This window comes from Mycobacterium sp. (genome assembly GCF_046095365.1).
Classification (GTDB): domain Bacteria; phylum Actinomycetota; class Actinomycetes; order Mycobacteriales; family Mycobacteriaceae; genus Mycobacterium.
The window spans coordinates 1-25,764 of record NZ_JBJTJF010000065.1 but is presented as its reverse complement, the minus strand read 5'-3'; the positions used below and the strand labels follow the sequence as shown (position 1 = coordinate 25,764).

Here is a 25,764-nt window from a genome sequence, read left to right as displayed (position 1 = left end):
AGGTCCTTGCCGGTGCGGGACTGCACCAGCACCTCGCCGCGGTCGCGGAACACCACCGCGCGGAAACCGTCCCACTTCGGTTCGTACGACCACTCCCCCGGTTCGGCGGGCACGCTCGCCTGCGCCTTGGCCAGCATCGGCACGACCGGCGGGGAGACGGGGAGGTCCACGAGGTCAATCGTCGTACATTCTGTTGCGATGCACACCACACCGGATCAGCCGGCGGGGCGGTTCGCTCCCAGTCCGTCGGCCGATCTGCACATCGGCAACCTTCGCACCGCGGTCTTGGCCTGGCTGTTCGCCCGGTCCACCGGCCGGCGGTTCCTGATCCGGGTGGAGGACCTCGACGACCGCACCCACGACGACGTGGGCAGCCGCCAACTGGCCGATCTGGCGGCGATCGGGGTGACCTGGGACGAGCCGCCGCAGTGGCAGTCCGCCCACGCCGAGCGCTACGACACCGTCATCCACGGCCTGCACCGAAGCGGCCTGGTTTACGAATGCTATTGCAGCAGAAAGGATATCCTCAGCGCACCGCGGGCGCCGCACGCACCGGAGGGTGCATACCCCGGAACGTGCCGCGACCTCAGCGAGGCCGAACGCGCGCGACGACGCGACACCGGACGCCCACCCGCGCTGCGACTGCGCTCGGAGACAACGGAATTCACCATTACCGACCTGCTGCACGGCGACTACACCGGAGTGGTCGACGACTTCGTGCTGCGCCGCGGCGACGGGGTAGCGGCCTACAACCTGGCCGTAGTGGTCGACGACGCGCACTCGGGCGTAGACCAGGTGGTACGCGGTGACGACCTGCTGGCGTCCTCGCCGAGGCAGGCCTACCTGGCCGGGCTGCTGGGCTACCCGCAGGCGGTGTACGCCCATGTCCCGCTGGCCCTGAACGCCGACGGCAAGCGGCTGGCCAAGCGCGACGGCGCGGTGAGCATGGGGGAACTGGGCGCGGCGCGGGCCTGGGCGCTGATCACCGGGTCGCTGGGCTGGCCGGAGGCCGACATGGCCGGACTGCTGACGAGATTCGACCCGGCGCGGCTGCCCCGAGACCCGTGGGTCTTCCGGCCGGAAACGATCTAGACCGGCAGTTCCTTCTGCCCCCACGGCGAGCCGTAGGCGGTGAGCAGTTCCAGGAACGGCACCGAGTCGAAGCACTCCGGCCCGAGCACACCAACCCCGCTCCAGACGCCGGTGGCCAGAAGTTCCAGTGCGACAACGGGATTGACCGCGGTCTGCCAGACAACGCACTGGTGGCCGTACTCGGACATCGACCACTGGTTGTCCACCACGTGGTAGAGGTAGGTGGAGCGGGGCTTGCCGTCCTTGCCGGTCCCGGTGACCCACAATCCGGCGCAGGTCTTGCCCTTCATCATCGGCCCGAGTGTGGCCGGGTTGGGCAGGCAGGCCGCCACCACGTCGCGCGGGCTGACCTCGACGGTGCCCGTGTCGCTAGCGACCTTGACCTTCTCTGTGCTGTCCAGGCGCAGCTTGTGCAGCACCTTGAGCACCTCGATGAACTCCTCGCCGAGTCCGTATTTGAAGGTCGCGCGCTTGCAGTCGATGTAGCGCGGCATCAGCAGCACTTCCTCGTGCTCGACGTTGACGCACTCCACCGGTCCGATCCCCTCGGGGAAGTCGAAGACCTCGGGCTCGCTGAACGGCTCGGTGACGAACCAGCCGCGGCCCTTCTCCCAGATGACCGGGGGATTGAGGCACTCCTCGATGGTGGTCCAGATCGAGAACGACGGCGCGAACTCGTATCCGTCCACGGTCAGGTTGGCGCCGTCGCGGGTGCCGAGTTCGTAGATCTCGCCGAACAGGTGATCGGCGGCGTAGCGGGCGAAGACGTTGGCCAGGCCCGGTTCGACTCCGAATCCCAGCAACGCCAGCAGACCCGCCTCCTTCCATTGCGGCTCCATCTCGAACTGCTCGTCGCCGAGCTTGACCCCGGTCAGCTCGTAGGGTTTGTCCGGATGCCGTTTGGACAGGCTCATCGCCATGTCGACGTAATTGGCGCCGCCGGCCAGCGCGCCCTTGAAGATCGGCATGTCGAAGCGCGGGTCGACCGCGTTCATCACGTGGGTGATGCCGTGCTCGCGGACGAGTCTGGCCACCGCGTCCTCGGATGAGGCGTCGACCCGCGTTGCGCTGAATCGGGGGTCGTCGACCGCGCCGGCGGCGGCGATCGCGCGGCTCTCGTCGTAGTCGGCCACCACGATCCGCTCGAAGAAATCGCGGCGCACCGCGATCGCGCAGAACGCCGAACCCACACCACCGGAACCGACCAGAAGGATCTTCATGGCCTGAACCTACAACGCGACTTCGAGGCTGGCCATCCCCCGCAGCGTGACGTGCGGCTTGTAGACCGGTTCGGCGGCCAGGCGCGCGTTCGGGAAGCGGCGGGCGACCGCGGACAGCGCCACCGCGGCCTCCAGCCGGGCCAGCGGGGCGCCCAGGCAGAAGTGCGGGCCGAGGCCGAAGCCGAGGTGGCGCACGGCGTCTCGGGCCGGATCGAAGGCGTCGGGACTCTCGAACACGGCGGGATCCCGGTGCGCCGCAGCCAGCAGCAGGATCATGCTGTCGCCCTTGGGAACCGGTACCCCACCGACGGTCATATCCTGCCCCGCGACCCGGCCGACGAGCTGGACCGGCGGGTCGTAGCGCAGCGTCTCCTCGACGATCGCCGCTGCGCGACCGGGGTCCGCTCCGAGCGCGGCCCAGTGCCGCGGATGGCGCAGCATGGCCAGCACCGCGTTGGCGATCAGGTTCACCGTCGTCTCGTGACCGGCGATCAGCAGCAGATTGCAGGTCGCGACGATCTCGTCCTCGGTCAGCTGATCGCCCGACTCCTCGACGGCGATCAGGCCCGACATCAGGTCGTCACGCGGATCCGAGCGCCGCTGCGCGAGCAGGTCCCGCAGGTAGTCGCGCAGCCACAGACCGGCCTGCAGTCGCTCCTCGAATCCGTGCGGCGCTCCGGTGAAGGCGATGAACGGGTCCAGTCCCTGGGCGAGCAGTTCGGAGGCCCAGCTGAATTTCGGCTCGTCCTCGACGGGCACGCCGAGCAGCCGGCAGATCACCGCGACCGGCAGCGGGTGGGCCAGGTCGGCGATGACCTCGAACGCCCCCGCGGCCTCGACCCCGTCCAGCAGTCCGTCGACGAGTTCGGCGACGTCCGGCTCCAGCGACTTGACGACCCTGGGCGAGAACGCCTTGCTGACCAGCCTGCGCAGCCTGGTGTGGTCGGGCGGGTCCAGGAACAGGAAACTGGGCGTGCCGAACGGCCGCAGATTCTCCCCGGCGGCCATCGCCCGCTGCGCGGTGGTGGACTTCAACCGGTCACTGCACGACGCCGGGTGGCGCAGCGCCGCCTCGCAGTCGGCGAAGGAGGTGAACACCGCGACCGACGACTCCGGCAGCACCAGCGGCCCGTGCTCCCTCAGCGTCCGGTAGATCGGATACGGGTCGGCCCGGTTCCGCGGGTCGAGCAGTTCCAGCAGCAGTTGCTGCGGGGCGTCACTCATCGGTCCAGTCTGCCCGGTGTCACGGCACCGGGCCCTGCCCGCACCCCGGCGGAATCGTCGGGCCGGCGGCGAGGGCGGCGGCCAGCGACGGCCGGGCCTGCCCGAGTGCGACGACCGGCGGCAGCGACAACCGCACCTCGTAGGCGATGGCCCCCAGCTTGCCCGCGTCGCGGCAGCTGAGGCCGATCCGGGCTCCGGCCCCCCTGCCGAACCGGGAGTCGAACGCCTCCCGCACCGACCGCGACGTGACGCGCCCACCCGGAGCACCGGCGAACAGCGGGTCCAGGACGGCGGTGGCCTGCCCCGCCAGATCCGTTGCGATACGGAAGTATTCGGCCGGGTCGACCCCCGAGCAGGTGCCGTGCGCGTACCACTCGTGGTTGGTCATCACCGAAGAGTCCGACATCATCGACTGCAGGTCGGCCTTCAGGTCGTCGGGGAGCTCAACCGGGAGGCGGGACCGGTCGCGCCTGGGCACGTCGCAGTACTGCTCGGTGGACGGTTGCGGCCACAGCCCGTGCAGCACGAAGGCCTGTCCCAGTTCGCCGACGTGGCCGCTGCGGCAGCCGATGTTGGACGGCTCCGCCTTGCACAGGCTCGGCGCCCAGGTCAGCACAAGCAGACTGGACCGGCTGGCGTTCGCGGCCGGGCGCGGCCGGCGATCCAGGACGAGCAGGCTGAACGCGACAGCGGCCGCGGCGATCACCGCCAGAGCGGCCGAGACCCACAGCACCGTCTTGTCGCCTCGCCTCATGGTGTGCCTATTCAACACGCCTCACCGTCACCCCGCGGGCGCAATACTGTCCGGGGCGGGGACCGACGGGTGGAGATGCGGTGAACGACGTCGAGCGCTGGTTCGACCGTGCGGCTGCCCGCACGAGCCGGCCGGTGTCGCTGTACCCGAGTCTGATCACCGGACGGTTCGCGGCCTACCTGCGCTACCGCCTGCGCTACCCGCTGCTGATCTCCACGGTGCGATTCGCGGTACACGTCGCGGAGTTCTTCATCCTGCTCTCCAGCCTCGGCGGGGTCGCCGCCTTCACCGTCATGGTGCTGCGGGCCGGCAGCCTGGTGGTGGCCGGCGGTTGGTGGGGGCTGCTGGAGGTGATGCGGGAGCGGGTCCGCACGTTCGCCGACTCCGGCAACCGAGATGCCTCCGGCCGTGAGATCGGACGCTGGCTGGTGCTGGCGGGCATTCTCGCTGTGCTGGTCACCGCGGCAGGGGCGGCGGTGCTGCTGGTGTGGAGTCCCGCCGGCGCCGGCCCGGTGGCGCGGCTGTACGCGTTCCTCGTCGTCCTCGAGTTCGCCATCGACCTGCCGGTGCGGGTCCTGCACTCCGGTGTCTACGCCACCCGCCGGGTCTACAAGCCGGCGTGGTCGATGCTGCTGCCAACCGTCATCCAGTTGGCGATCCTGGGTTTCGGCTTCTACCTCTACCCCGCCGCGGCGATCGTGGTCGCGATCGTGGTGTCCAACGCGCTGAACATCTGGATCACTGTGCACTACACCGCCGAGCTGTACCGGCTCATGGGGCTTCGCCCGCTCTTCGGCGGGCGCCGCCGGTGGCACGATCTGCCCTCGATTCCGCCGCGGATGGGCCTGGAGACCACTCTGTCGGGACTCTCGCTGCGACTGGACGCGATCCTGGTGCTGGCGCTCGTCGGCTTCTACGGAACCAACACCCGCACCTTCGATCTCACCGCCGGCATGACGTCCTGGCAGCAGATCGACGCCTTCCAGTTCTTCTACCTGATCCTGCCGCTGTTCCGCGGAACCTACGAGAGCGCGGGCATCTTCTACTTCGATCTGGTTCGGCTGCGCCGGGCACCGGCGGTCCGCAGACTGGCGCTGAGGTTCTTTCGGGCGCTGCTGTGGACGGCACCCGTTGTCGCACTCTTCTATTGGGTCCAGGCTGCTGCGCTGGGGATGCTCGTGATGCGCGACGTGCCGGTCAGCTTCCTGCTCGCCCTGATCCCGATGTTCGTCCTCCGCAGTTTCATCGGGGTCTACCAGATCCGGTTGTTCGCCGAGGGCCGGTTCGGCGAGCACCTGGGCACCCTGGGCCTGCTGGCAGTCCTGCTGGCTCTGGTGTGGCTCAACCCGAACCCGGCGGGCGACCTGACGCAGATCACCGCGGCGATGATCGTTCAGCTCATCGTGCTGATCAACCTGCAGCATGTGCGCGACCGGCGGGACCCGCCGCTGCCCACCCTGCTGGCAGGCCAGGAGTGGGCGACCGCCCGCGCCCGGGAGCCCGGACCGACCGTCGCCGGCAGCGTCCGCATCTCCACATCGATTACGCCGCAACAGAAGTCAGCGGTCGTGAAACTGATGGACAAGACCTTCGACGGGACCGGACACTTCACCTTCAGGTCATCGACCTCGCTGCTGTACTACGAACGCACCGACGGCACCGGCCCGCCGGCGCACCTGGCGCTGATGGAGATGACCGGCGGGGCCGCCGGCCGCGGAGCCGCGTTGACCGGCGCTCCTGCTCCCGGTGACGACGAAGGCCTCGACGGTCTGATCGCCGCCTTCCGGGACATGTTCCCCGCGGGGATCGTCTTCGACGCCGAGACCCTCCACGGGGCGGCGGACATGCGCACCCTGGATCCGGCCGTCCTGGCCGGCGTCATCCCGGCCGCACTGGGCGCACTGGAGGACGGCAACGCGGTGGTCGCGGTTTCCGGCCGGTGGCTGACCCCGCTGTACCGCGGCGGGATGCTGCGGCTGATCTTCGTCCTGCCGGGCGAGGTCGACCCGGACCGTTTCAAGGGCTGGCGCGAGGCGGTACGCCGACATGGCTGAGCCGGAGCAGGGGCCCGTCGACCTCGCCCGCAGTCTCGCCGACCCGGCGACCTACGAGGCGGTCATCATGCGGATCTTCGACAAGCGCCGCCAGCGCGGCCAGGCCTTCGCCGAGATCGGCAGCGGCGGGATCACCTACTTCGACACCGCGACCGGACGGCGGTCCCTGTCGCAGGCGATCGCCCTCAGCGTCGCCGGCGGCCGGTACCGGCCGGCGCCGGTGGATCTGTGGTTCCTGGAGAGCAAGGGCAAGACCCGGGCGGCACACATGCCCGCCTTCGCCGACCACGTCGTCGGCGCAGCCCTCTATCAGCTGCTCTCCCGCAATGCCCGCTGCCACGGCCTGCCCGGCGTCTACTCGTACCTGCCCGGCCTGACCAACGCCACGGCGATGCGCGCCCTCGGCGGTTACGTGCGCGAGCATCGCCGCGCAGTGGGCCGGGCCGGCCCGCCGGTGTATGTGCTGCAGTCGGATTTCGAGCACTACGGCGACGCCATGCCGGTGGGGCCGGACGCCCCGCTGTGGTCGATCGTCCGCGAGGTCGCCACACTGGGGAGCCCGAATGGCGAACTGCCCGAATGGGTTTGGGATCTCATCAATGACCTTGTCCGGCCGGTTGTCCGCGACGAGGACGGCGCGGAATTCAACCGTGTGTACGGGGTTGCGATGGGTACCCCGCTGGTCCCGCTGCTGTCGAATCTGGCCGTGCTGCCGATGGACCGGGAGATTCAGGCTGTAGACGGCATCTTCTACGCCCGCTACAACGACGACTTCCTGGTCGCCCACACCGACGTCGCCGCGCTGCAACGGGTCGATGCCCGGATCGACGAGGTACTGGAAGGTCTGGGAGTCAAACGCAAGCGGTCCAAGGAGTTGCGCACCGCACTGAGCGCAACCGGCATGCCCTCCCCGGAGGATCCGGCCTACCGCGGCGGAAACCGGATCGACTGCCTGGGACTGTCGGTCAATCACGCCGGGGACATCACCCTGGGGCCGCACCGTCTTCGCCGCATCATGCACCGCATCAGCACCCGGATCGACGGGGCCGCATGCGGCCTCGCGGCCCTGTCGGTCCCCGAGCGTGCCCGCCATCTGGTGGCGGCCACCAACGTCATGCTCGACGTCTCGAGTCCCTTTGCAGTTCCGGGACTTTCAGCACTGCTGGACACCACCACCGACCGGGGCGCGCTCAAGGACCTGGATTTCCGGATCGCACGCAAGATCGCCCAGGCGGCAACCGGGCGGTCGGGAGTGCGGGGGCTGCGCTCGCTGCCCCCCCGGGTGCTGTACGGCGAGATGGGACTGGCTTCGCTGGTGCGGCTGCGGAACTTGCGCTGACCGGCCGCCTGCGGTTCTATTCACCTTGGGGGCGCGGATCCCGCCTCCGGGCGGACCTCCCGAAGGACCACAGAGGCTGCGGCTTTCGATCCTTCTTTTTTTCGTTTTCCCCCGCGCCCCCGCCCATTCCCGCGCACGGACCGTCGCGGTCAGCAATTCGCGTAGTAACGGCCGAGGAAATCCTCGCGCAGCGCCTCGAAGTCGCCGGCGACGATGGCGCCGCGGATGGTGTCGACCAGGCGGATGATGAAACGCTGGTTGTGGATCGTGCACAGGGTGGCCGCGAGGATCTCCTTGGCCCTGAACAGGTGGTGGACGTAGGCGCGGGTGTAGTTCGCGCAGGTGTAGCAGTCGCAGTCCGGGTCGATCGGGGTGAAGTCGCGCCGGTAACGCGCCCCGGTGATGTTGTATCGGCCGTCGCGCGAGTAGACCGCGGCGTTGCGCGCCACGCGGGACGGCGACACGCAGTCGAAGGTGTCCGCGCCGGCGGCTATCGCGGCGAACAGGTCGTCGGGCTCGCTGATGCCGAGCAGGTGGCGGGGCTTGGAATCGGGCAACTCCTCGGTGCACCAGCCCACGATGGTGGCCAGGTTCTGTTTCTCGAGCGCACCGCCGATGCCGTATCCGTCAAAGCCCCGGCCGCCCGGGTCTGCGATGGTGTCCAGCCCGCGGCAGGCCTGACGGCGCAGGTCCTCGTAGTGCGCCCCCTGCACCACCCCGAACAGTGCCTGCGCCGGACGGGAGTCCGGGGCCTGGGAGTCCAGCCGCCAGTGCTCGTCGAGGCAGCGCTGCGCCCAGGCCTGGGTGCGGGCCAGCGACTCCTCCTGATAGGCGCGGGTGTTGACCAGCGTCGTCAGCTCGTCGAAGGCGAACATGATGTCCGCCCCCAGTTGGTGCTGGATCCCGATGGACACCTCCGGGGTGAACCGGTGCGTCGAACCGTCGAGGTGACTGATGAAGGTCACCCCGTCGTCGTCGACGCGGGACAGGCGCTGCTTTCCCTTGGCGACCAGGTCGTCGGCCTGCACCCGGGCCGGGTCCTCCATGAGGACCTTGCGGAACCCGGCGCCCAGTGACATGACCTGGAAGCCGCCGCTGTCGGTGAACGTCGGCCCGGTCCAGTTCATGAACGCCCCGACCCCGCCGGCTTCGGCGACGATGTCCGGGCCGGGCTGCAGGTAGAGGTGGTAGGCGTTGGCCAGCAACGCCTGCGCGCCCAGTTCGCGCATCGTCTCGGGCAGCACCGCCTTGACCGTCGCCTTGGTGCCGACCGCGACGAACGCCGGGGTCCGGATGTCGCCGTGCGGGGTGCGGATCACACCGCTGCGGCCACGGCCTCCCGGCAACTCGGCCTCGACTGTGAAGAACGGCACGCCCGCCATCTAACCGCGACCGGACCGCCGGCCCGATGCCGAGCCGGGCGAGATCAAGGTCAGCTGTCCGTGGCGCTCTTGGCCGGCGCGGTGCCGCTCCTGGCGCGGGCCGTCGTCTTCTTCTTCGCGGGGGCCGTCCCCACCGCCCGTTCCAGGTCGGTGAGCGAGTCCTCCAGGTGACCGAGCAGGCGTTGCAGACGCGGCACGCTGCGCCGGCAGCCGACCAGGCCGAAGTCGAGATTGTCGGCATTGTTCGACAGCGTGATGTTCAGCGCCTGGCCGTCCAGCGCGATGGACAGCGGATAGTTGCCGTCCAGCCGAGCGCCGTTCCAGAACAACGGTTCCCGGGATCCGGGCACGTTGGAGATCACCAGGTTGAACGGCGGGGCGGCCGAGCCCAGGGCCGGCGAGACCAGCGACAGCAGCAGCGGGGAGACGTTGAACGCCGACAGCGCCACCTGCTGAAGTTTCGGCAGGTCCTTGAACACCTGCTTGTTGCCGCGCATGGAGGCGCTGACCTCCTCGAGTCGCTGCGCCGGGTCCTCGCGGTGGGTGGCCAGGCTGGCCAGCAGCGCACCGACCTGGTTGCCGCCGCTGGAATTGGCGTCGCCGCGCAGGCTGACCGGAACCATCGCGATCAGCGGTCGGTCCGGCAGTGCGTTCTGCTCGATCAGGTAGGCCCGCAACGCCCCGCCGCACATGGCCAGCACGACGTCGTTGAGGGTCACCCCGGCCGCCTGCTTGATCCGCGTCACCCGTTCGATCGGCCAGGACTGCGCCGCACACCGGCGGGCGCCGCCGATCGGCACGTTGAAAATGGTGCGCGGCGCGCCGACCGGCAGGGTCAGCTGCTGCTGCAGCAGTCCTTTGTTCGCCAGATGAATGAGCGAAGGGCCGAATTCGGCGACGGATTCGGCGACACCCACCAGCTGCCGGAGCGGAGACGGACCCTTCTTGCCCTTCCCTGGGGGTCGCCCGTTGGCGGCCCACATCGCCCGGGCCTCGTGGTCATCCGGGTCGGTGGACAGCGCGCGGCGCATCATCCGCATGGCACTGACGCCGTCCACGAGCGCGTGGTGGATCTTGGTGTACACCGCGAACCGGCCGTCGTTGAGACCCTCGACGAAATGGGTCTCCCACAGCGGCCGGTGCCGGTCGAGCAGGGTGCCGTGCAGCCTCGAGGTCAGTTCCAGCAGTTCGCGCACGCGGCCGGGTGAGGGCAGCGCCGAACGGCGCAGGTGGTACTCCAGGTCGAGGTCGCGGTCGAAGGCCCAGGTCAGATTCGCGATGCCGCCGAACAGTTCGGCGGGATGCTTGCGGAAGGTCGGGGCCAGGTCGTCGTTGCCGATCAGATCCTGGTAGAGCTCCCGGATGAAGTCCGGCCCGGCACCCGCGGGCGGCTCGAACAACTGCAACCCGCCGACGTGCATGGGGTGCTCGCGGGACTCCCCCAGCAGGAACATCGAATCCAGCGGCGATATCAGTTCCATCGCACCCTCCGCTGCTTACTCGTTGACTACACCCTAGTGAACGCCAATCGGCGTCCGCGCGGGGCCGAAAGGCCCTGCCGTTTCCGTCCGCCGGACGAGCAGGGTGGACGGTATGACGATCGCCGCCGTCGGCCGCCCGGCCCGATGGGTCGCGGTGGTGCTGTTGTGCGCCGCCTGTGCGGCCACCCCGACCCGGGCGCCGGCCGGCCCGGCAGGACCCGGCGACACCGCGGCCGGCACCGCCCCGCCCGCCCCGACCTCGCCGGCCGCGTCGGCCGCGTCGGCGATCCGGCAGTGGGAGGCCGTCGCCGGTGAGCACTTCCGGCAGTCCGCCCGGGCTCTTGGCGAGGTCTCGGCGGCCTCGGCGGGCGAGGACGAATCCGGACTGTGGTCGGGATGCCGGCTACTGCACGACACAAACTCGATCGGTCTGCAGTCCGACCTGCCCAGCCCCGACCCCGGCCTGACCGCCGAACTGCAACGGATGATCGACGACATGAACACCGCGACCCACGCATGTCTGCGGTTCGTGCTGGGCCGTGACCCCGTGGACGCGGCCAACTACCGCGACTACCTGGACCGCGCCGTCGAGCACCTGCGGCGGGCCAAGGTGATCCTCACCCGCCTGGAGAGGTGAACGCTCAAGACGGTGTGGTGTGCCTTCGGACTTAGACCTCTGCGGAGGCAGGCACTCCGGGCCCGATCGCGCTGAGATCACTGAGCCGGTAGGCCGACACCGAGGTGTCCCCGACCGCGTAGAGCACGTCGCCGATGCGCACCGTGCGCAGCGTCGGCTCGTCGGGGTGGATCTCACCGACCACCTCGATCCCGTCCGGACCGACCCGCAGCACCTTGAGGTACTGGCCGGACCGGTATCCGGTCTGCGGGTCGTAACCGCTGCCGGACACCGGCACCACCAGCAGGCCGTCCTGGGCGGTGTAGAGCAGGGCGTGGTGGTCGAACTGGGCATCCGACCACGACCACTGGTAGCCCGGGTCGAGGTAGACCCGTTCGATCTCGGTCAGCCGGTCGGGGTCGCTGACGTCGAAGAGCGTCGCGTGCAGGTGGGTGTCGGACGTCCCGGCCGAGCGCTCCTGCCCGATGCCCAGCAGCAGACCGTCGCCGACCGACTGCAGATAGTTCGAGAAGCCGGGCACCACGAGTTCGTCGCGAAGCACCGGATCGGCCGGGTCGCTGAGGTCCACGGCGAACAGCGGGTCGGTGCGCAGGAACGTCACCAGATAGGCGGTGTCGCCGATGAAACGGGCCGCGTAGAGCTGTTCACCCGGCGCCAGACCGGTGATGGCGCCGACCTCGTCGAGCGTGCCGCCGGCAGTGTCGAGGACGTGAATTCCGTTGTCGTCCCGCGTGGTCCAGCCACCGGCGCCCAGCGCCGACTCGGTGGTGTGGGTGGCCACCCTCAGGTAGCCGTCGTGCTCGTCCATGGCGAACTGGTTGAGCAGTGTGCCCGGCACTGTGCCCTTGGCCGTCCAGACCAGCCGGGTCCCGTCCACCGCGAATCGGTCGATCCGGGATTCGGTGGTGGAGACGGTCTCGTCGTAGCGGTCCTGGACGGTCGCGACGTAGAGCGCCTCGGGTGTCATGTACACCGTGCCGCCCTGCGCTGACACCATGCCGGCGACGCCGGCGTCGTAGGCCGGGCCCCCGGGATCGCGGCGCGAGTCCACCGACACCACCGTCAGCACGGCGGGCTGGTTGACGAAGTCGGTCCGGGTGACATCGGCGGTGATCACTCCAAGATCCACGGTCGCGCCGGTGTCGTCGACGCTGTAGGCGTGCGGCAGCGACAGATCGACGATCCGTCCGCCCACCCGGGCGACGTACTGGTCCCAGGTCTCGTAGGTGCGGTAGGCGGTCGGAACGTCCGGGTCGTAGCGGATCGCGGATGCGGCGGCGGGCGAACCGGAATCGAGATACTGCACCGGGACGTCGGTGTAGGCCGGGGCGGGCAGATTGACCGAACGTTGCATCACCAGGTAGACCACCCCGTCGACGGAGCGGGAACTCTGGTAGGCGCCGTCGAAGACGGTCTGTCTCACCACCGTGGGCGCGGTGCGGTCGGTGACGTCGTAAACGGTGATCGTGGTCTGCGGTTTCCACGGCTGCCAGTGGCCGCCTGCGATCTTCACCCAGGGGCCGTACCATCCCGATCCCGACTGGGAGATGACGGTCAGCCGGTCGCCGGAGAGGTATTCGCCGACCACATCGCCGGACAGCGCCGACTCCGAGGCGACCGAGAGATCCGGCCTGAGGATCCGGAGCTGCCCGTTGTGCGCGACGTATATGTAGTCGCCGTCGTTCTCCACGAAGTCGGCCTCGTCTACGCCCTGCACCTGGGTGTTGGTGTCGGAGTCGGTCGCCCACGACGAGTACTTGAGGTACTCCGGGTAGGGGCCGTGGTCGTAGACCGGGACGGTCTGGCCGAACAGGCCGCCGTACTGCTGCTTGGCCAGCCCGAGCAGAGAGTCGCGCATCTCGGTGCCGGAGAACGCCGCGCTGCTGCCGACCGTCCGCCCGTCGCCGAGTGCGGGGAAGCGCTCGAAGAGCTGTCGGCGGACCCGCTCCAGGGCACCTTCGAGGAAGGTCGTGACGGGGCCTCGGGGCAGACCGGACAGCCAGTGGGCGGCGGTGTCGAAAAACCGGGTGACCGTCGTGCCGATGGCGGCGACCGGCTTGGTCAGCGCGGGCGGCACGGCGCCCGCCGTGACCGCGCTGCCGGCAGCGGGCCGGGGTGTGACCGCGTCCAGCAGGCCGGATGGCGTGACGGCGGCCGCCCGTACGCGTCGCGGCGCCGGTGCGACATTGCTGCTCTGATCGAGCGGGGTTGCTGCGGCGGGGGCCGGCGGTACGGTTCGAGGCCGCCCGGCCGCCGGTGCGGCGTCACCGCCCTGGTCAGAGATCGTCGGTCTGGCCGCCGCCCCGCGGTGTGCCCGGGGACCCTTGGTCGGCAGCGGCGGCCGACTTGCCCCGTCCGCGGCACCGCCGCCGGGAACCTCCCGGCCGCGCCGGGCCCCGCCGAGGCCGGGAATACGCGTCTGGCCTGGCCGGGACGGCCGGATCCGGACGGGGCCTGCTTCCGGTTGCTCCTGGGCGGCGCTGGCGGCAGGGGTGGGATCGGGTTCGGCCGGGTCGGCCGCCGCCGTCGCGGCATGCGGTCCGGACAGAGCCAGTCCGAGCGCGAACGCCGCGGCCCCGGCGCGGGCACCCCGTTTACCTGCCGACATCAAGCACCGCGCCTTCACTGATCACTGAGATTTTGCTGTGAATAAGGCAAACCATAGCTGTGAAGCTTGCTGTCCGTCAACGGGTGCGGAGGCCGGGTGAAGATGGCGGTGGCGGAGGGATTTGAACCCTCGGAGGGGGGTTACCCCTCACACGCTTTCGAGGCGTGCTCCTTAGGCCGCTCGGACACGCCACCGCCGCGAATCCTACGGTTCCCGCCGGACTAGCCCAAATCGCGGTGCGCGGCGAAAAACCCCTCGAGCAACTCGGCGCACTCGCCGGCCAGCACCCCGCCGCGCACCTCGGGCCGGTGGGTCAGCCGCCGGTCGCGCACCACGTCCCACAGCGAGCCGGCCGCACCGGTCTTGGGCTCCCAGGCCCCGAACACCAGTCGCCCGACCCGGGCCATCACCAGGGCGCCGGCGCACATGGTGCACGGCTCGACCGTCACCGCGAGTGTGGCGCCCTCGAGCCGCCAACCGTCGCCGGCGACCCGCGCGGCCGCCCGAAGGGCCAGTATCTCGGCGTGCGCGGTCGGATCACCAAGGGCCTCACGGGCATTGGCGGCCCGGGCGAGTTCGACCCCCTCGGCGTCGAAGACCACCGCACCGATCGGGACGTCCCAGGGACCGGCGGAGCGGGCGGCGGCGATCGCCGCGCGGATCAGCGGCTCGTCGCCCCCGGCGCCGATCAACGCTCGAGACGGTCGAGCACCGCCGACAACTCCTCGGCGAAGCCCATCTCGCGGGCGATGCGGCCGATCTGTTCGTCGGCGTAGAGGTCGGTCTCGGCGAGGATCACCCCCAGCACCGCTTCGGGCAGGCCGACGTCGGCGAGCACGCCGAGGTCGCCCTCCTCGAACGGCTCGCTGTCCTCGAGGTCCTCCGGGGCGATGTCGGCGTCCAGCTTCTCCAGCGCCTCGGCGGCGATGTCGTAGTCCAGGGCCGCGGTGGCGTCCGACAGCAGCAGCAGGGTTCCGGCCGGCGCGGGCCGCACGATCAGGAAGAACTCGTCGTCGACGTCGAGCAGTCCGAACACCGCGCCGGCGCTGCGCAGTTCCCGCAACTCGGTCTCGGCGCTGGTCAGGCTGGTCAGCGCCGCGGAGCTCAGCGGGGAGCACCTCCAGGTGGCGCCCTCGCGCACCACCGCTACCGCGAACCCGTAGGGCGCGTCCGGCTCCTGCCCCCGTTCTGCCCGCTGTGCCGCCATGACCGGTAACGCTAGCCGCTGAGCACGCGGGTGACCAGCGCCCGCCTGCGCGCCCGGGCCGCGCTGGTATGCCAACCTGGAAGGCGTGGCGACAACACCGGTGTGCGTGCTCGGCCTGGGTCTGATCGGCGGGTCGGTGTTACGCGCGGCGGTCGCATCGGGGCGCTCGGCCTACGGCTTCAACCGGTCCGCCGAAGGGGCGGTGGCCGCCCGGGCGGACGGGTTCGAGGCGACCACCGACCTGGCCGCTGCGCTGGAATGGGCCGCCGAGCGTCGGGCACTGCTCGTGCTGTCCGTCCCGATGCCGGCGGTCGCGCACCTCCTCGGCCACGTCAGGGCACTCGCCGGTGACTGCGCGATCACCGACGTGATCAGCGTCAAGGGCCCGGTGCTCAGCGAGGTCCGGTCGGCGGGCCTGCTGGACCGCTACGTCGGCGGGCACCCGATGGCCGGCACCGCCTACTCCGGGTGGACGGCCGGCGACGCCGGACTGTTCCGCGGCGCACCGTGGGTGGTCGCGGTGGACGACCACGTCGACCCCGCGGTCTGGACCCAGGTGATGCATCTGGCGCTGGACTGCGGCGCGGTGGTGGTGCCGGCCAAGTCCGACGAGCACGACGCCGCCGCCGCGTCGATCTCCCATCTGCCGCACCTGTTCGCCGAGGCACTGGCCGCCACGGCGGGAGAGGTGCCGTTGGCGTTCGCGCTGGCGGCCGGGTCCTTCCGCGACGGCACCCGGGTGGCCGCCACCGCACCGGATCTGGTGCGGGCCATGTGCGAGGCCAACGCCGACCAACTCGTCCCCACCCTCGACCATGCGCTCGAATTGCTCCACACCGCCCGCCGAACGCTGGTGGAGAGGGGTTCGGTGGCCGAACTGGTCGACCTCGGGCACGCGGCGCGGATCCGTTTCGACCACTTCCCGCGGCCCGACGTGGTCACCACGGTGATCGGCGCCGAGAACTGGCGCGCGGAACTGGCGGCAGCCGGCCGGGCCGGTGCGGTGATCAGATCCGCGCTGCCAGGCCCGGATAGTCGATGATGAAGCCCTCGTCGTCGACGACGACGGCGGCCTCGGCCACCGGCGAGTGCACGGCGATCGCGCTTCCGGCGCCGGAGCTGCTGTAGCTGATCGACTCCGGCACGACGCTGAGGTCCGGCAGGCGGACGTAGACCAGCGGAAGGGTCACCGACCCGGGCGCCCGGTGCAGCCCGATCCGCCGGATCGGCAGCGCGTTGAAGAACGGGCTGAGCACGACGTCCACATCCAGTGCGCCGCCGAAATCGGCCCGGGACTCGCCCTCGTGTCCGGAGATCAGCCACATGTTCTCTTCGTCGCGTGCGACCGACAGCTGACGGTCGCGGTCGGGCATGGTGACGTCCAGCGACAGCCGCCTGGTGAGGCCGGCGTCGTCGGTCACCAGGTCGTAGGAGGCGCTGAAGGCCGGGTACTGCTCGGTGGCCGCCGCCACGATCCGCCCGATCGCCCTGATCCGGTTGCCGGACAGTTGAACCCGCGCCGACTCGATTCGCGACGCGTCGTGGGAGCGCCAGGTCAGGATGGCCGGCCAGCCGCGCACGCCGGCGCCGTCTGCTTCGGTCACCACCCCTCCACCGTAGGGGACGGGCCGTCGGCCCCGTAGTCGGGAGTCCGGCCCCGCGGCCTGGTCCGCACCAGCGCCTCGTCGTCGAGCAGGGGCTGCGGAAGGCGGCGGCGCAACCGCCCGCTTCCCGGCAGCGAAGCCCACACCCCCAGGGCGAGTACACCGTCGAGAAGCAGCGCCAGCACCGTCACCATCAGCGCGCCCACCAGGGCCAGATAGAACTGCCGGACCTTGATGCCGTCGATGAGGTAGCGGCCCAGGCCGCCCAGGCTGGCGTAGGCCGCCACCGTCGCCGTCGCCACGATCTGCAGCGTGGCGGTACGAAGCCCGCCGAGGATCAGCGGAAGGGCGTTGGGGATCTCCACCCTGGTCAGCACCTGCCACTCGGTCATGCCCATCGACCGCGCGGCATCGACAACCTTGGGGTCGACGTTGGCGATCCCGGCATAGGTTCCGGCCAGCAGTGGCGGCACCCCGAGCAGCATCAGCGCCACCGTCGGCGGCAGCAGGCCGAGTCCCCACAGCAGCACTCCGAGCAGCAGCACACCCAGGGTCGGCAGCGCCCGCAGTGCGTTGACGGCGGTGACCACCAGGAACGAACCGCGCCCGGTGTGCCCGATCACCAGCCCGATCGGTACGGCGATGAGCGCCGAGACGACCACGGCCACACCGGTGTACTGCAGGTGCTCGAGGATGCGCGCTCCCAGACCAGCGGTGCCCGACCAGTTCTCGGCGGTGAAGATGAAGGCCAGCGCCTGTTGGAGGAAGTTCACGCCGCCGCCTTCGCGGCCCGGGCCCAGGGGGTGGCGAGGCGACCGGCCAGCAGGATCACCACGTCGACGATGATCGCCAGCAGGAAGACGGCGATGATGCCGGCGATGATCTGGTCGCTCTTGTCTGACTGGTAGCCCTCGGTGAACCACGTTCCCAGCCCGCCGATCCCGATCACCGATCCGACGGCGACCATCGAGATGTTGGTGACGGCGACCACCCGCAGCCCGGCGACGAGAACCGGAAGCGACAGCGGCAGTTCGACTTTGAGCAACTGCCCGAGACGGGTGTAACCGACCGCCGAGGCGGCGTCGCGAACCTGCCCGGGAACCGCGTCCAGTGCCTCGGGCACGGCACGGACCAGCAGTGCCGTGGTGTAGAGGGTCAGGGCGATGATGACGTTGGCCTCGTCGAGGATGCGGGTCGGTATGACCAGAGGCAGTACCACGAACAGCGCCAGCGACGGGATGGTGAAGATGATGCTGGCGGTCAGCGTGGTCAGCCGCCGCAGGGCGGTGCGGCGCCACACGAAGGCCCCCAACGGGACCGCGATCAGCAGGCCGAGCAGCACCGGGATCAGTGCGAGCCGCAGGTGGATCTGGGTCAGCGTCCAGGCCGCGTCCAGGTGGGTCAGCAGGTAGCGCACGCCGGTCAGTCCGTCTCGGCCGGCATCCGGTGGCGTTGGGACTCCATCGCGTCCACGACGTCCTCCGCCGGTGCCCCGCCCACCACCGCACCGCGTTCGTCGACGGCCAGCCCGATCCCCGACGGCGAGGACAGCGCCGCGTCCAGAGCCGCCCGCAAGGTGCTCTCGCGCCGGAACAGCGAGCCGCCGGCCGTCACGCTGTCGTAGAGTCCGCTGCCGGCGCGGTGGCGGTCGGTGCCGGCGGCGTCGATCCAGCCGAAAGGCACCCCGCCGTCGACGGTGACCAACCGCCACTCGTCGGGCGCCAGGTACAACCCGTCGAGGTCGTCCTCGGTGACCGTTGGAACCGGTTGCAGCTCAAGGGTTGATGCGCTGAAGAACTGCAGCAGCCGGTATCCGCGGTCGTTGCCGATGAACCCGGCCACGAAGTCGTTCGCCGGGTTGGACAGCAACCGCGCGGGCGGGTCGTACTGTTCGAGCTTCCCTCCGACGCCGAAAACCGCGACGGCGTCGCCGAGTTTGACGGCCTCGTCTATGTCGTGGGTGACGAACACGATGGTCTTGCGCAGTTCGCTCTGCAGTCGCAGGATCTCGGCCTGCAACTCGTCGCGGACCACCGGATCGACGGCCGAGAAGGGTTCGTCCATCAACAGCACCGGCGGGTCGGCGGCCAGTGCGCGGGCCACCCCGACCCGCTGCTGCTGACCGCCGGAGAGTTGCGCCGGATAGCGCTGCGCCAGTTTGGGATCCAGTCCGACGCGCTCCAGCACCCGGTAGGCCTCGCGCCGGGCGGTCCGGCGGGACTCGCCACGCAGTACCGGGACGGTGGCGACGTTGTCGATCACCCGTTGATGCGGCATCAGCCCGCCACTTTGGATGACATAGCCGATTCCCAGCCTGAGCTTGACCGGGTCGACGCCGGCGACGTCGCGTCCGTCGACGCTGACCGTTCCGGAGGTGGGCTCGACCATCCGGTTGATCATCCGCATCGAGGTGGTCTTCCCGCAGCCCGACGGGCCGACGAAGACGGTCAGACTGCCGGCGGGAACCTCGAGGTTCAGGTCGTCGACGGCGACGGTGCCGTCCGGGTAACGCTTGGTGACGCCGGTGAAGGTGATCATCTACTTGCCGATCGGGGTGTCGAACGCGTTGGCCGCCAACCAGTGCCGGGCTGCCTCGTCCGGGTCGACCCCGGAGTTACCCGACACCGAGGCGTTGAGGTCGGTGAGGTCCTTTGTGCTCAGACGCGCAGAGACCGCGTTGAGGACCTTCTTGAGTTCCTCGGAGTTCTTCTGCGAACTCAGCAGCGGCACAACGTTTCCCGGCAGGAAATTATTTTTGGGATCCTCGAGAATGACGAACTTGTTCTGCGGGATCGCCGGTGAGGTGCTGAAGATGTTCGCGGCGGTCACCGTTCCCCCCGACAGCGCCTTGACCGTCGCCGGGCCACCGCCGTCGCTGATCGCGACGAAGTTGTCCGGTTTGATGTCCAGGCCGTACCTGGCCTTCAGCCCTGGCAGGCCCTGCTGACGCTTGAGGAACTCCGACGGTGCGCCGAACTTGACCTCGGCGGCATACGGCACCAGATCGGCGATCGTCTTGAGGTTCCATCTCGCGGCGGTGGCCTGGGTGACGGTCACGGTGTCGGTGTCGTTGGCCGGGGCCGGGTTGAGGATCGCCAGGTCTCCGGGAAGGGCGCGGTAGAGCGCCAGTTCGACGTCACCGGGCGCCGATGCGGTGCTCTTGGGGTTGAAGTACTGCAGCAGGTTGCCGGTGTACTCGGGGATCAGGTCGATGGAGTGGTCGCGCAGGGCCGGGATGTAGGTCTCGCGGCTGCCGATGCCGAACTGGCGCACGACGGTGAAGCCGTTGGCTTCCAGGGCCCCGGCGTAGATCTCGGCGACGATCTTGGACTCCGGGAAGTCCGCGGAGCCGACCACCACCGACTTCAGGTCGCCCGACATCGTCCCGCCGCCGAGTGGGTTGGAACTGCCGCAACCGGCGGCCGCCGGGACGAGCACCGTCAGCACGACGGCGAACAGCCAGCGTAGGGACGGTTTCATCGGCGTCCTTTCAGCCATGTTGGCACGACCCTAGCGGCTGCCCGGATCCGTTACCGTCCCGTTGCCGGTTTGGTGGTTTCCTTCCCGGCCTCGACAGGCGAAGATGTCGTGATGAGCAGCGAACAGAACGTTTCGCCGGCCGAGCCGTTGCCGCCGGTGTCCGACGGACCGGTCGCACAGGTCGAAGACGTCAAATTCACCCGGGCGGCGGCGTTGTGGACCTCGCTGATTCTGGGGTTCCTGATCCTGATCGTGCTACTGACGTTCATCGCCCAGAACACGGCCTCGACCCCGTTCACGTTCCTCAACTGGCATTGGAACCTGCCGCTGGGGGTGGCGATCCTGCTGGCCGCGGTATGCGGCGGGCTGATCACCGGTCTGGTCAGCGCGGCCCGGATGTTCCAGTTGCGCCGGGTGGCCAAGAAGAACCTGAAGTTCGCGCTCAAGCAGTAACGAATCAGCGCAGCCGGTGGGGCAGCAGGTCCCACACGTGCTCGATGCTGTTGACCCCGCCGACGGTGAACGCGCCCGCGCGCGAGTAGCGCAGCACGGTGACCGAGGCGTAGTCGATCGGGAACGACAGCGGTTTGGCGGTCCTGAGCACCTCGTGCAGCACCAGGTTGATCACGCCGCCGTGGCTGAACACCGCGACGGTGTCGTCGTGCTCGCAAACCGCCGTCACATCACGCAGCGCGTCCCACACCCGCCGGCCGAACGCCCCGGCGTCGACCCCTCCGGGCAGCTGGCCCCGCGACATCCGGTCCCAGTCCTCGGGGCGTTCGGCGCGCACCTGCTCCAGCGGGATGTAGTGCGACATGCCACGGTCGTATTCGGCCAGCCGATCGTCGACGCCGACGCCCAGCCCGGTGGCGGCCGCCACCGGCTCGGCGGTCTGCACGGCCCGGCGCTGCGGACTGCTGTAGAGACGGCTGATCGGGAAGCGGTCCAGCGCGGCGGGCAACCGGCGCGCCTGTTCCCACCCCAACTCGGCGAGTTCGGGATCCGAGCCCTCGCCGGGCCGGGTGCGCACCGGCAGCGCATGCCTGATCAGCAACACCTGCACCCGTGTCACGATAGGGGTTCGCGACGGAAGGGTCCTCGATGAGCGGCGGGTACGCGGATCGGCTGTTCGACCTGACCGGCCGGGTGGTGCTGGTGACGGGGGGCAGCCGCGGACTGGGCCGGGAGATGGCCTTCGCAGCGGCGCGCTGCGGTGCGGACGTTGTCGTCGCCAGCCGCAAGTACGACAACTGCGTGGCCACCGCGGCGGAGATAGAGGCCGAAACGGGCCGCAGCGCAATGCCTTACGGCGTGCACGTCGGCCGTTGGGATCAGCTCGACGGGCTGATCGAGGCGGTCTACGCACGTTTCGGACGGCTCGACGTTCTGGTCAACAACGCCGGCATGTCACCCACCTACGAGTCGCTGGGCGACGTCACCGAGGCGCTGTTCGACTCCGTGGTCAACCTCAACCTCAAGGGTCCGTTCCGGCTGTCGGTGCTGGCCGGCGAGCGGATGGCGGCCGCCGGCAGCGGGGTGATCGTCAACGTCAGCACGCACGGGTCGCTGCGGCCGCACCCGTCGTATCTGCCCTACGCGGCGGCCAAGGCCGGCCTCAACGCGGTCACCGAGGGACTGGCCAAGGCATACGGGCCGGCGGTGCGGGTGAACACGTTGATGCCCGGGCCGTTCCTGACCGACATCAGCAAGGCCTGGCAGCTGGGCGATGTGAACCCGTTCGCCGGTTACGCGCTGGGCCGCGCGGGGGAGCCGGCGGAGATCGTCGGGGCGGCGCTGTTCCTGATGTCGGACGCGTCGAGTTACACCACCGGGGCGATCCTGCACGCCGACGGCGGGTTCGGTTGAGTCCTACTCGCTGACGGCGTCCAACCGTTCGCCCACCCGGGCCAGCGCCTCGTCGAGGATGTCGACCTTGTCCCCGCGCTTCTGGTTCGCCTGCTCGGCCGCGCCGCGGCCGCCCTCTTCTTTGACACGGGCCGCGCCCTGGCGGCGTAGCAGGCTGAAGTTCTTCTCGCGGGCCTTGCGCAGCCGGTTCTGCAGCTCCTTGAGGGCCCTCTCGTCCATCCGTTCCAGGGCCGCGGGTTCGGTCTGGTCGACCAGGGACTGCTCGTCGCCGGTCAGGCTCACGTGCTGGCTGCTCATCGGTTGCTCCTCATCGGTTGCTCCTCTAGGGCGTGACGATGTTGAAGTCCGGGTCGGGCTTGTCCAGCACACTCATCAGCGTCTGCAGCGCCGCGGTGTCACCGGCGACCTGCAGGCCCGGTGAGGCGAGGTCGCCCATGGCCGCGGCCATCAGCCGCATCTTCGCGGCCAGTGTCACCGTAGCCGCCGCGGTGGCGGGCTCGGCGGGACGCCTGCGGTAGACCAGCACCCCGTTGCGCAGCGTGAGCCGGTAGTTGGCGTCGAGGTCGGTGAAGGTCACGTCCATGGCCAGGTCCAGATCCCAGGCCCGCGGCCCGTTGACCGACAGCGCGAGGATGTCGAACATCTGCTCCGGGGTGAGCTGGCTGAGCATGGTCGGCGCGGTGGTGCTCACCGGGGTGCCGAAGTTGCCGGTGCGCAGTTCGGTCGAGCCGGACAGGAAGAAGTTGCGCCAGGTTGCGCACTCGGCGCCGTAACCCAGCTGCTCGAGGGTCTCGGCGTACAGAGTCCGGGCACCGGCGTGGTGCTCGTCGGTGAAGACGGCATGGTCCAACAACGTTGCCGCCCAGCGGTAGTCGCCGGAGTCGAAGGCCTCCCGGGCTATCTCCACGACGCGGTCGATGCCGCCCATCGCATTGACGTAGCGTGGTCCCGCCTCTTCGGGCGGATGCGGCCACAGCCGGCCCGGGTTGCCGTCGAACCAGCCCATGTAGCGCTGGTAGACGGCTTTGACGTTGTGATTGACCGAACCGTAGTAGCCGTGTGCGTGCCAGGCCTTCTCCAGCGCGGGCGGCATGGTGAAGTTCTCGGCGATCTCGATGCCGGTGTAGCCCTGGTTGAGTCGGCGCAGGGTCTGGTCGTGCAGGTAGGCGTACAGATCCCGTTGCAGGGAAAGGTATTCCACGATCCGTTCGCGTCCCCAGGTTGGCCAGTGATGCGAGGCGAAGACGACATCGGTGCGGTCGGCGAAGGTGTCGATCGCCTCAGTGAGGTAGCCCGCCCAGGCACGCGGGTCCCGCACCAGGGCGCCGCGCAGGGTCAGCAGGTTGTGCAGGTTGTGGGTGGCGTTCTCGGCCATGCACAGCGCGCGGAACTTCGGGAAGTAGAAGTGCATCTCGGCCGGCGCCTCGGTGCCGGGCGCCATCTGGAACTCGATGTCCACCCCGTCGAGGGTGTGCGTCTCGCCGGTGGTGGTGATGTCGATGGTCGGCACGATGATCGCGACCTCGCCGGTGGACGGGGCCTGGCCCAGTCCGCAGCCCACCTGACCCCGCGGACCCCGGTGCAGCGCGGTGCCGTACATGTAAGCCGCACGACGGGTCATCGCCGTGCCGGCGTAGACGTTCTCCTGCACCGCATGACCGACGAATCCCTCCGGCGCCAGTACCGGCACCCGGCCGGCGTCGACGTCGGCCTGGGTGGTGACCCCCAGCACGCCGCCGAAGTGGTCGACGTGGCTGTGCGTGAAGATCACCGCGCGAACTTCCCTCTCGCCCCGGTGTTTGCGGTACAACGCCAGTGCGGCGGCGGCGGTCTCGGTGCACACCAGCGGGTCGATGACCACGACGCCGGTATCGCCCTCGACGAAGGTGATGTTGGACAGGTCCAGACCCCGAACCTGGTAGATGCCCTCGACCACCTCATAGAGACCCTGCTTGGCGCACAGCACGGATTGGCGCCACAGGCTGGGATGCACCGATCCAGGAGCCTCGCCGTCCAGGAATGCGTAGACGTCGTTGTCCCAGACCACCCGGCCGTCGGCGGCGGTGACCACGCACGGTTCCAGCGCACCGATGAAGCCGCGATCGGCGTCGCCGAAATCGCGGGTGTCGTCGAAGGGCAGCGACGACGCGTGTCGACGATTCAGTGCTTCGATGACCGGTGACGGGGGGTTGGCTTCCATACGGCGAATTGTTCCCGATGCCCGCGGACCTGGGCCATGATTGGCCGCGATGTACCCGCTGCTTCCCGGCCTGACCCGGCACAACCTCGGCACCGAGGTGCTGGCCGGGATCACCCTGCTGGCCATCGCGCTGCCGCTCAACATCGGCTACGCGCAGATCGCCGGCCTGCCGCCCACCGCCGGGCTTTACGCCCTGGTGCTGCCGTCGGTGGTCTTCGCTCTGCTGGCCTCATCCCGGCATCTGGTCGCCGCGCCCGACGCGGCGGCCGCGGCCCTGGTCGGCTCCGCGCTGTCCGGGGTGGCTGTGGCGGGCACCGAGCAGTACGCGCAGATGGCCGCCGCCCAGGCGATCGTCGGCGGTCTGCTGTTCGCGGCCTGCGCGGTGTTCCGGCTGGGGTTCCTCGCCGACTTCCTGTCCAAGCCGATCCTCATCGGCTTCGTCGGCGGTCTGGCATGCGACATCCTGCTCAGCCAGATCGCCAAGATGATGGGCATCAGGGTGGACAGCGGCGCGGAGTTCTTCGAACGGTTCTCCCAGCTGGCCACCCGGCTGGGTGCGGTGCACTGGTGGTCGCTGGGGCTGAGTCTGGCCGCGATCGGGGTACTGGTTCCGGCCCGGCGTCGAATGCCCGCGGTGCCGTGGGCGCTGGTCGTGCTGATCGCCGCCACGGTCGCCTCGAAGCTCCTGCACCTCACAGCCCACGGCGTCGCGGTGCTGGGGGCGATCCCGTCGGGACCGCCGGTTCTCGCCTTTCCCCGACTGGACTGGCACCTGTGGGTGGCGGTCGTCCTTCCAGCGCTGGCCATCACCACGGTCACCGTCGGCGAAGGGCTGCTGCTGGCAAGGTCCTACGCGGACAAATACGGCCACCCCACCTCGCCCGACCGCGACCTGGCGGCATTCGGCGCCGCCAACATCGCCTCCGGGCTGTCGTCGGGCTTCACCATCGGCTCATCCACCTCGCGGGCGGCGGCGATGGACCAGGCGGGTTCACGCACCCAGCTTCCGCTGCTGGTGATGGCGGCCGGAGCACTGGCGTTGCTGGTTTTCGGCGCCGGCCTGCTGGCCGACATCCCCTCCCCCGCGATCGGTGCGATCGTCGGGGTGTCAGTGGTCAAGCTGATCGGCATCAGGGCGTTGCGCGATCTGTGGCGGCTCTCCCGTTTCGAGTTCGCCGTGGCAGCAACGTGTTTCGCTGGGGTGCTGCTGATCGGACCGCTGGCCGGGATCGTGCTGGCGTTCATCCTGTCGCTGATCAACCTGCTGCGCAAAGCCGCTCATCCCGCGGTGGACGTGCTGCAGGGGTCCGACGACCCGCACGTCTCGCTGACGGTTTCCGATGACGGGTCCGGGGAGACGGTGCCCGGGGTGGTCGCCCTGCGCTTCGCGGCACCGATCTTCTTCGGCAACGCCCAGACCCTGAGCGCGAAGCTCCGTCAGGCGGTGCGCGAGGCGCCCAACCCGGTATCGGCGTTCATCCTCGACATGGAAGGGGTCAGCGACGTCGACGTCACCGGGGCCGAGGCGCTGGCCAAGGAACAGCAGTGGTTGCAGGGCAAGGGCATCACGTTCGCCTACTCGCGGGTTAGCCCCCCACCGCCGGCGCACCACCAGC

At 69.7% G+C, this 25,764-nt stretch carries 25 protein-coding genes and 1 tRNA gene; 8 read left to right on the top strand and 18 right to left on the bottom strand.

All coding sequences use genetic code 11. The features are described from left to right. Positions 1 to 179, bottom strand: a 179-nt coding sequence (locus tag ACKOQ4_RS05165; RefSeq protein WP_526289505.1) for an ATP-dependent DNA ligase, incomplete at its 3' end; no start/stop codon positions are given. 19 nt (positions 180 to 198) lie between these two features. Between ACKOQ4_RS05165 and gluQRS the strand changes: the two genes are divergently transcribed. Continuing rightward, the gene (gene gluQRS / locus ACKOQ4_RS05160) at positions 199 to 1,092 is read left to right on the top strand and encodes a tRNA glutamyl-Q(34) synthetase GluQRS (protein ID WP_526289494.1); all 894 of its coding nucleotides are present in this window, start codon (positions 199 to 201) and stop codon (positions 1,090 to 1,092) included. Here the strand turns inward: gluQRS and ACKOQ4_RS05155 are convergent. From ACKOQ4_RS05155 to ACKOQ4_RS05145, 3 genes are read right to left on the bottom strand one after another with little or no spacing between them, the layout of a single operon-like run. Further along, on the bottom strand, positions 1,089 to 2,312 hold the full coding sequence (locus tag ACKOQ4_RS05155) for a saccharopine dehydrogenase family protein (RefSeq protein WP_526289492.1): 1,224 nt from the start codon (positions 2,310 to 2,312) through the stop codon (positions 1,089 to 1,091). The genes gluQRS and ACKOQ4_RS05155 overlap by 4 nt on opposite strands. A 9-nt stretch (positions 2,313 to 2,321) precedes the next feature. Further along, positions 2,322 to 3,536, bottom strand: a complete 1,215-nt coding sequence (locus ACKOQ4_RS05150) for a cytochrome P450 (protein WP_526289490.1) — start codon at positions 3,534 to 3,536, stop codon at positions 2,322 to 2,324. Between the two features lie 19 nt (positions 3,537 to 3,555). Next, a complete protein-coding gene (locus ACKOQ4_RS05145; RefSeq protein ID WP_526289488.1) occupies positions 3,556 to 4,290 on the bottom strand; it encodes a ribonuclease T2 family protein in 735 nt (244 codons plus the stop codon). Between the two features lie 80 nt (positions 4,291 to 4,370). On the opposite strand from ACKOQ4_RS05145, the gene ACKOQ4_RS05140 reads away from it, so the two are divergent. Beyond that, on the top strand, positions 4,371 to 6,344 hold the full coding sequence (locus tag ACKOQ4_RS05140; protein WP_526289486.1) for a hypothetical protein: 1,974 nt from the start codon (positions 4,371 to 4,373) through the stop codon (positions 6,342 to 6,344). Continuing rightward, entirely contained in the window at positions 6,337 to 7,683 is a 1,347-nt protein-coding gene (locus ACKOQ4_RS05135; RefSeq protein ID WP_526289484.1) for an RNA-dependent RNA polymerase family protein, read from the top strand. The genes ACKOQ4_RS05140 and ACKOQ4_RS05135 overlap by 8 nt, the downstream gene beginning before the upstream one ends. A 149-nt stretch (positions 7,684 to 7,832) precedes the next feature. Here ACKOQ4_RS05135 and tgt read toward each other — a convergent pair whose 3' ends face one another. Both tgt and ACKOQ4_RS05125 read right to left on the bottom strand, forming a co-directional pair. Then, positions 7,833 to 9,065, bottom strand: a complete 1,233-nt coding sequence (gene tgt, locus ACKOQ4_RS05130) for a tRNA guanosine(34) transglycosylase Tgt (RefSeq protein WP_526289482.1) — start codon at positions 9,063 to 9,065, stop codon at positions 7,833 to 7,835. A gap of 50 nt (positions 9,066 to 9,115) precedes the next feature. Next, the gene (locus ACKOQ4_RS05125; RefSeq protein ID WP_526289480.1) at positions 9,116 to 10,546 is read right to left on the bottom strand and encodes a WS/DGAT/MGAT family O-acyltransferase; all 1,431 of its coding nucleotides are present in this window, start codon (positions 10,544 to 10,546) and stop codon (positions 9,116 to 9,118) included. A gap of 112 nt (positions 10,547 to 10,658) precedes the next feature. Between ACKOQ4_RS05125 and ACKOQ4_RS05120 the strand changes: the two genes are divergently transcribed. Next, positions 10,659 to 11,183, top strand: coding sequence for a hypothetical protein (locus ACKOQ4_RS05120; protein WP_526289478.1), 525 nt, complete (start codon positions 10,659 to 10,661; stop codon positions 11,181 to 11,183). A 31-nt stretch (positions 11,184 to 11,214) separates the two neighbouring features. On the opposite strand, the gene ACKOQ4_RS05115 is transcribed toward ACKOQ4_RS05120, so the two are convergent. From ACKOQ4_RS05115 to ACKOQ4_RS05100, 4 genes are all read right to left on the bottom strand, one after another. Then, positions 11,215 to 13,791 carry a beta-propeller domain-containing protein gene (locus ACKOQ4_RS05115; protein ID WP_526289476.1) on the bottom strand — a complete coding sequence of 859 codons (2,577 nt, stop codon included), beginning with the start codon at positions 13,789 to 13,791 and terminating at the stop codon, positions 11,215 to 11,217. Between the two features lie 103 nt (positions 13,792 to 13,894). Further along, a tRNA-Ser gene (locus ACKOQ4_RS05110) sits at positions 13,895 to 13,985 on the bottom strand. 27 nt (positions 13,986 to 14,012) lie between these two features. Continuing rightward, entirely contained in the window at positions 14,013 to 14,480 is a 468-nt protein-coding gene (locus ACKOQ4_RS05105) for a nucleoside deaminase (protein WP_526289503.1), read from the bottom strand. After that, positions 14,480 to 14,998: a tRNA adenosine deaminase-associated protein gene (locus tag ACKOQ4_RS05100; protein ID WP_526289474.1), complete on the bottom strand. Its 519-nt coding sequence runs from the start codon at positions 14,996 to 14,998 to the stop codon at positions 14,480 to 14,482. Before ACKOQ4_RS05100 ends, ACKOQ4_RS05105 begins: the two co-directional genes overlap by 1 nt. 100 nt (positions 14,999 to 15,098) lie before the next feature. Here ACKOQ4_RS05100 and ACKOQ4_RS05095 point away from each other — a divergent pair, with 100 nt between their 5' ends. Next, positions 15,099 to 16,040 (top strand): prephenate dehydrogenase, encoded by a 942-nt coding sequence (locus ACKOQ4_RS05095; protein ID WP_526289500.1) that lies wholly within the window; start codon positions 15,099 to 15,101, stop codon positions 16,038 to 16,040. Here the strand turns inward: ACKOQ4_RS05095 and ACKOQ4_RS05090 are convergent. From ACKOQ4_RS05090 to ACKOQ4_RS05070, 5 genes are read right to left on the bottom strand one after another with little or no spacing between them, the layout of a single operon-like run. Continuing rightward, positions 16,006 to 16,602, bottom strand: coding sequence for a putative glycolipid-binding domain-containing protein (locus ACKOQ4_RS05090; protein ID WP_526289498.1), 597 nt, complete (start codon positions 16,600 to 16,602; stop codon positions 16,006 to 16,008). The genes ACKOQ4_RS05095 and ACKOQ4_RS05090 overlap by 35 nt on opposite strands. Then, positions 16,599 to 17,375 carry an ABC transporter permease gene (locus tag ACKOQ4_RS05085; RefSeq protein ID WP_526289472.1) on the bottom strand — a complete coding sequence of 259 codons (777 nt, stop codon included), beginning with the start codon at positions 17,373 to 17,375 and terminating at the stop codon, positions 16,599 to 16,601. Before ACKOQ4_RS05085 ends, ACKOQ4_RS05090 begins: the two co-directional genes overlap by 4 nt. Next, on the bottom strand, positions 17,372 to 18,019 hold the full coding sequence (locus tag ACKOQ4_RS05080) for an ABC transporter permease (protein ID WP_526289470.1): 648 nt from the start codon (positions 18,017 to 18,019) through the stop codon (positions 17,372 to 17,374). The genes ACKOQ4_RS05085 and ACKOQ4_RS05080 overlap by 4 nt, the downstream gene beginning before the upstream one ends. A 5-nt stretch (positions 18,020 to 18,024) precedes the next feature. Next, on the bottom strand, positions 18,025 to 19,140 hold the full coding sequence (locus ACKOQ4_RS05075; protein ID WP_526289468.1) for an ABC transporter ATP-binding protein: 1,116 nt from the start codon (positions 19,138 to 19,140) through the stop codon (positions 18,025 to 18,027). After that, positions 19,141 to 20,082, bottom strand: a complete 942-nt coding sequence (locus ACKOQ4_RS05070; protein ID WP_526289466.1) for an ABC transporter substrate-binding protein — start codon at positions 20,080 to 20,082, stop codon at positions 19,141 to 19,143. A 72-nt stretch (positions 20,083 to 20,154) separates the two neighbouring features. On the opposite strand from ACKOQ4_RS05070, the gene ACKOQ4_RS05065 reads away from it, so the two are divergent. Continuing rightward, positions 20,155 to 20,535 carry a LapA family protein gene (locus ACKOQ4_RS05065; RefSeq protein ID WP_526289496.1) on the top strand — a complete coding sequence of 127 codons (381 nt, stop codon included), beginning with the start codon at positions 20,155 to 20,157 and terminating at the stop codon, positions 20,533 to 20,535. Between the two features lie 4 nt (positions 20,536 to 20,539). On the opposite strand, the gene ACKOQ4_RS05060 is transcribed toward ACKOQ4_RS05065, so the two are convergent. Then, a complete protein-coding gene (locus ACKOQ4_RS05060; protein WP_526289464.1) occupies positions 20,540 to 21,145 on the bottom strand; it encodes a histidine phosphatase family protein in 606 nt (201 codons plus the stop codon). Between the two features lie 38 nt (positions 21,146 to 21,183). Here ACKOQ4_RS05060 and ACKOQ4_RS05055 point away from each other — a divergent pair, with 38 nt between their 5' ends. Next, positions 21,184 to 21,948 carry an SDR family NAD(P)-dependent oxidoreductase gene (locus ACKOQ4_RS05055; RefSeq protein WP_526289462.1) on the top strand — a complete coding sequence of 255 codons (765 nt, stop codon included), beginning with the start codon at positions 21,184 to 21,186 and terminating at the stop codon, positions 21,946 to 21,948. Between the two features lie 3 nt (positions 21,949 to 21,951). Here the strand turns inward: ACKOQ4_RS05055 and ACKOQ4_RS05050 are convergent, their stop codons facing one another. Both ACKOQ4_RS05050 and ACKOQ4_RS05045 read right to left on the bottom strand, forming a co-directional pair. Beyond that, positions 21,952 to 22,245, bottom strand: coding sequence for a hypothetical protein (locus ACKOQ4_RS05050; protein ID WP_526289460.1), 294 nt, complete (start codon positions 22,243 to 22,245; stop codon positions 21,952 to 21,954). 25 nt (positions 22,246 to 22,270) lie between these two features. Next, entirely contained in the window at positions 22,271 to 24,148 is a 1,878-nt protein-coding gene (locus ACKOQ4_RS05045) for an alkyl/aryl-sulfatase (protein WP_526289458.1), read from the bottom strand. Positions 24,149 to 24,197: 49 nt separating this feature from the next. Here ACKOQ4_RS05045 and ACKOQ4_RS05040 point away from each other — a divergent pair. Continuing rightward, a partial coding sequence (locus ACKOQ4_RS05040) for a SulP family inorganic anion transporter (protein ID WP_526289456.1) occupies positions 24,198 to 25,764 on the top strand: 1,567 nt, incomplete at its 3' end.

Bases quoted from the DNA above. Each gene is read 5' to 3' on its own strand.
- ACKOQ4_RS05135 (WP_526289484.1), top strand. From the start codon at position 6,337: ATGGCTGAGCCGGAGCAGGGGCCCGTCGACCTCGCCCGCAGTCTCGCC.
- ACKOQ4_RS05050 (WP_526289460.1), bottom strand. From the start codon at position 22,245: ATGAGCAGCCAGCACGTGAGCCTGACCGGCGACGAGCAGTCCCTGGTC.
- ACKOQ4_RS05145 (WP_526289488.1), bottom strand. From the start codon at position 4,290: ATGAGGCGAGGCGACAAGACGGTGCTGTGGGTCTCGGCCGCTCTGGCG.
- ACKOQ4_RS05125 (WP_526289480.1), bottom strand. From the start codon at position 10,546: ATGGAACTGATATCGCCGCTGGATTCGATGTTCCTGCTGGGGGAGTCC.
- ACKOQ4_RS05075 (WP_526289468.1), bottom strand. From the start codon at position 19,140: ATGATCACCTTCACCGGCGTCACCAAGCGTTACCCGGACGGCACCGTC.
- ACKOQ4_RS05150 (WP_526289490.1), bottom strand. From the start codon at position 3,536: ATGAGTGACGCCCCGCAGCAACTGCTGCTGGAACTGCTCGACCCGCGG.
- ACKOQ4_RS05155 (WP_526289492.1), bottom strand. From the start codon at position 2,312: ATGAAGATCCTTCTGGTCGGTTCCGGTGGTGTGGGTTCGGCGTTCTGC.
- tgt (WP_526289482.1), bottom strand. From the start codon at position 9,065: ATGGCGGGCGTGCCGTTCTTCACAGTCGAGGCCGAGTTGCCGGGAGGC.
- gluQRS (WP_526289494.1), top strand. From the start codon at position 199: ATGCACACCACACCGGATCAGCCGGCGGGGCGGTTCGCTCCCAGTCCG.
- ACKOQ4_RS05045 (WP_526289458.1), bottom strand. From the start codon at position 24,148: ATGGAAGCCAACCCCCCGTCACCGGTCATCGAAGCACTGAATCGTCGA.
- ACKOQ4_RS05070 (WP_526289466.1), bottom strand. From the start codon at position 20,082: ATGAAACCGTCCCTACGCTGGCTGTTCGCCGTCGTGCTGACGGTGCTC.
- ACKOQ4_RS05115 (WP_526289476.1), bottom strand. From the start codon at position 13,791: ATGTCGGCAGGTAAACGGGGTGCCCGCGCCGGGGCCGCGGCGTTCGCG.
- ACKOQ4_RS05055 (WP_526289462.1), top strand. From the start codon at position 21,184: ATGAGCGGCGGGTACGCGGATCGGCTGTTCGACCTGACCGGCCGGGTG.
- ACKOQ4_RS05100 (WP_526289474.1), bottom strand. From the start codon at position 14,998: ATGGCGGCACAGCGGGCAGAACGGGGGCAGGAGCCGGACGCGCCCTAC.
- ACKOQ4_RS05120 (WP_526289478.1), top strand. From the start codon at position 10,659: ATGACGATCGCCGCCGTCGGCCGCCCGGCCCGATGGGTCGCGGTGGTG.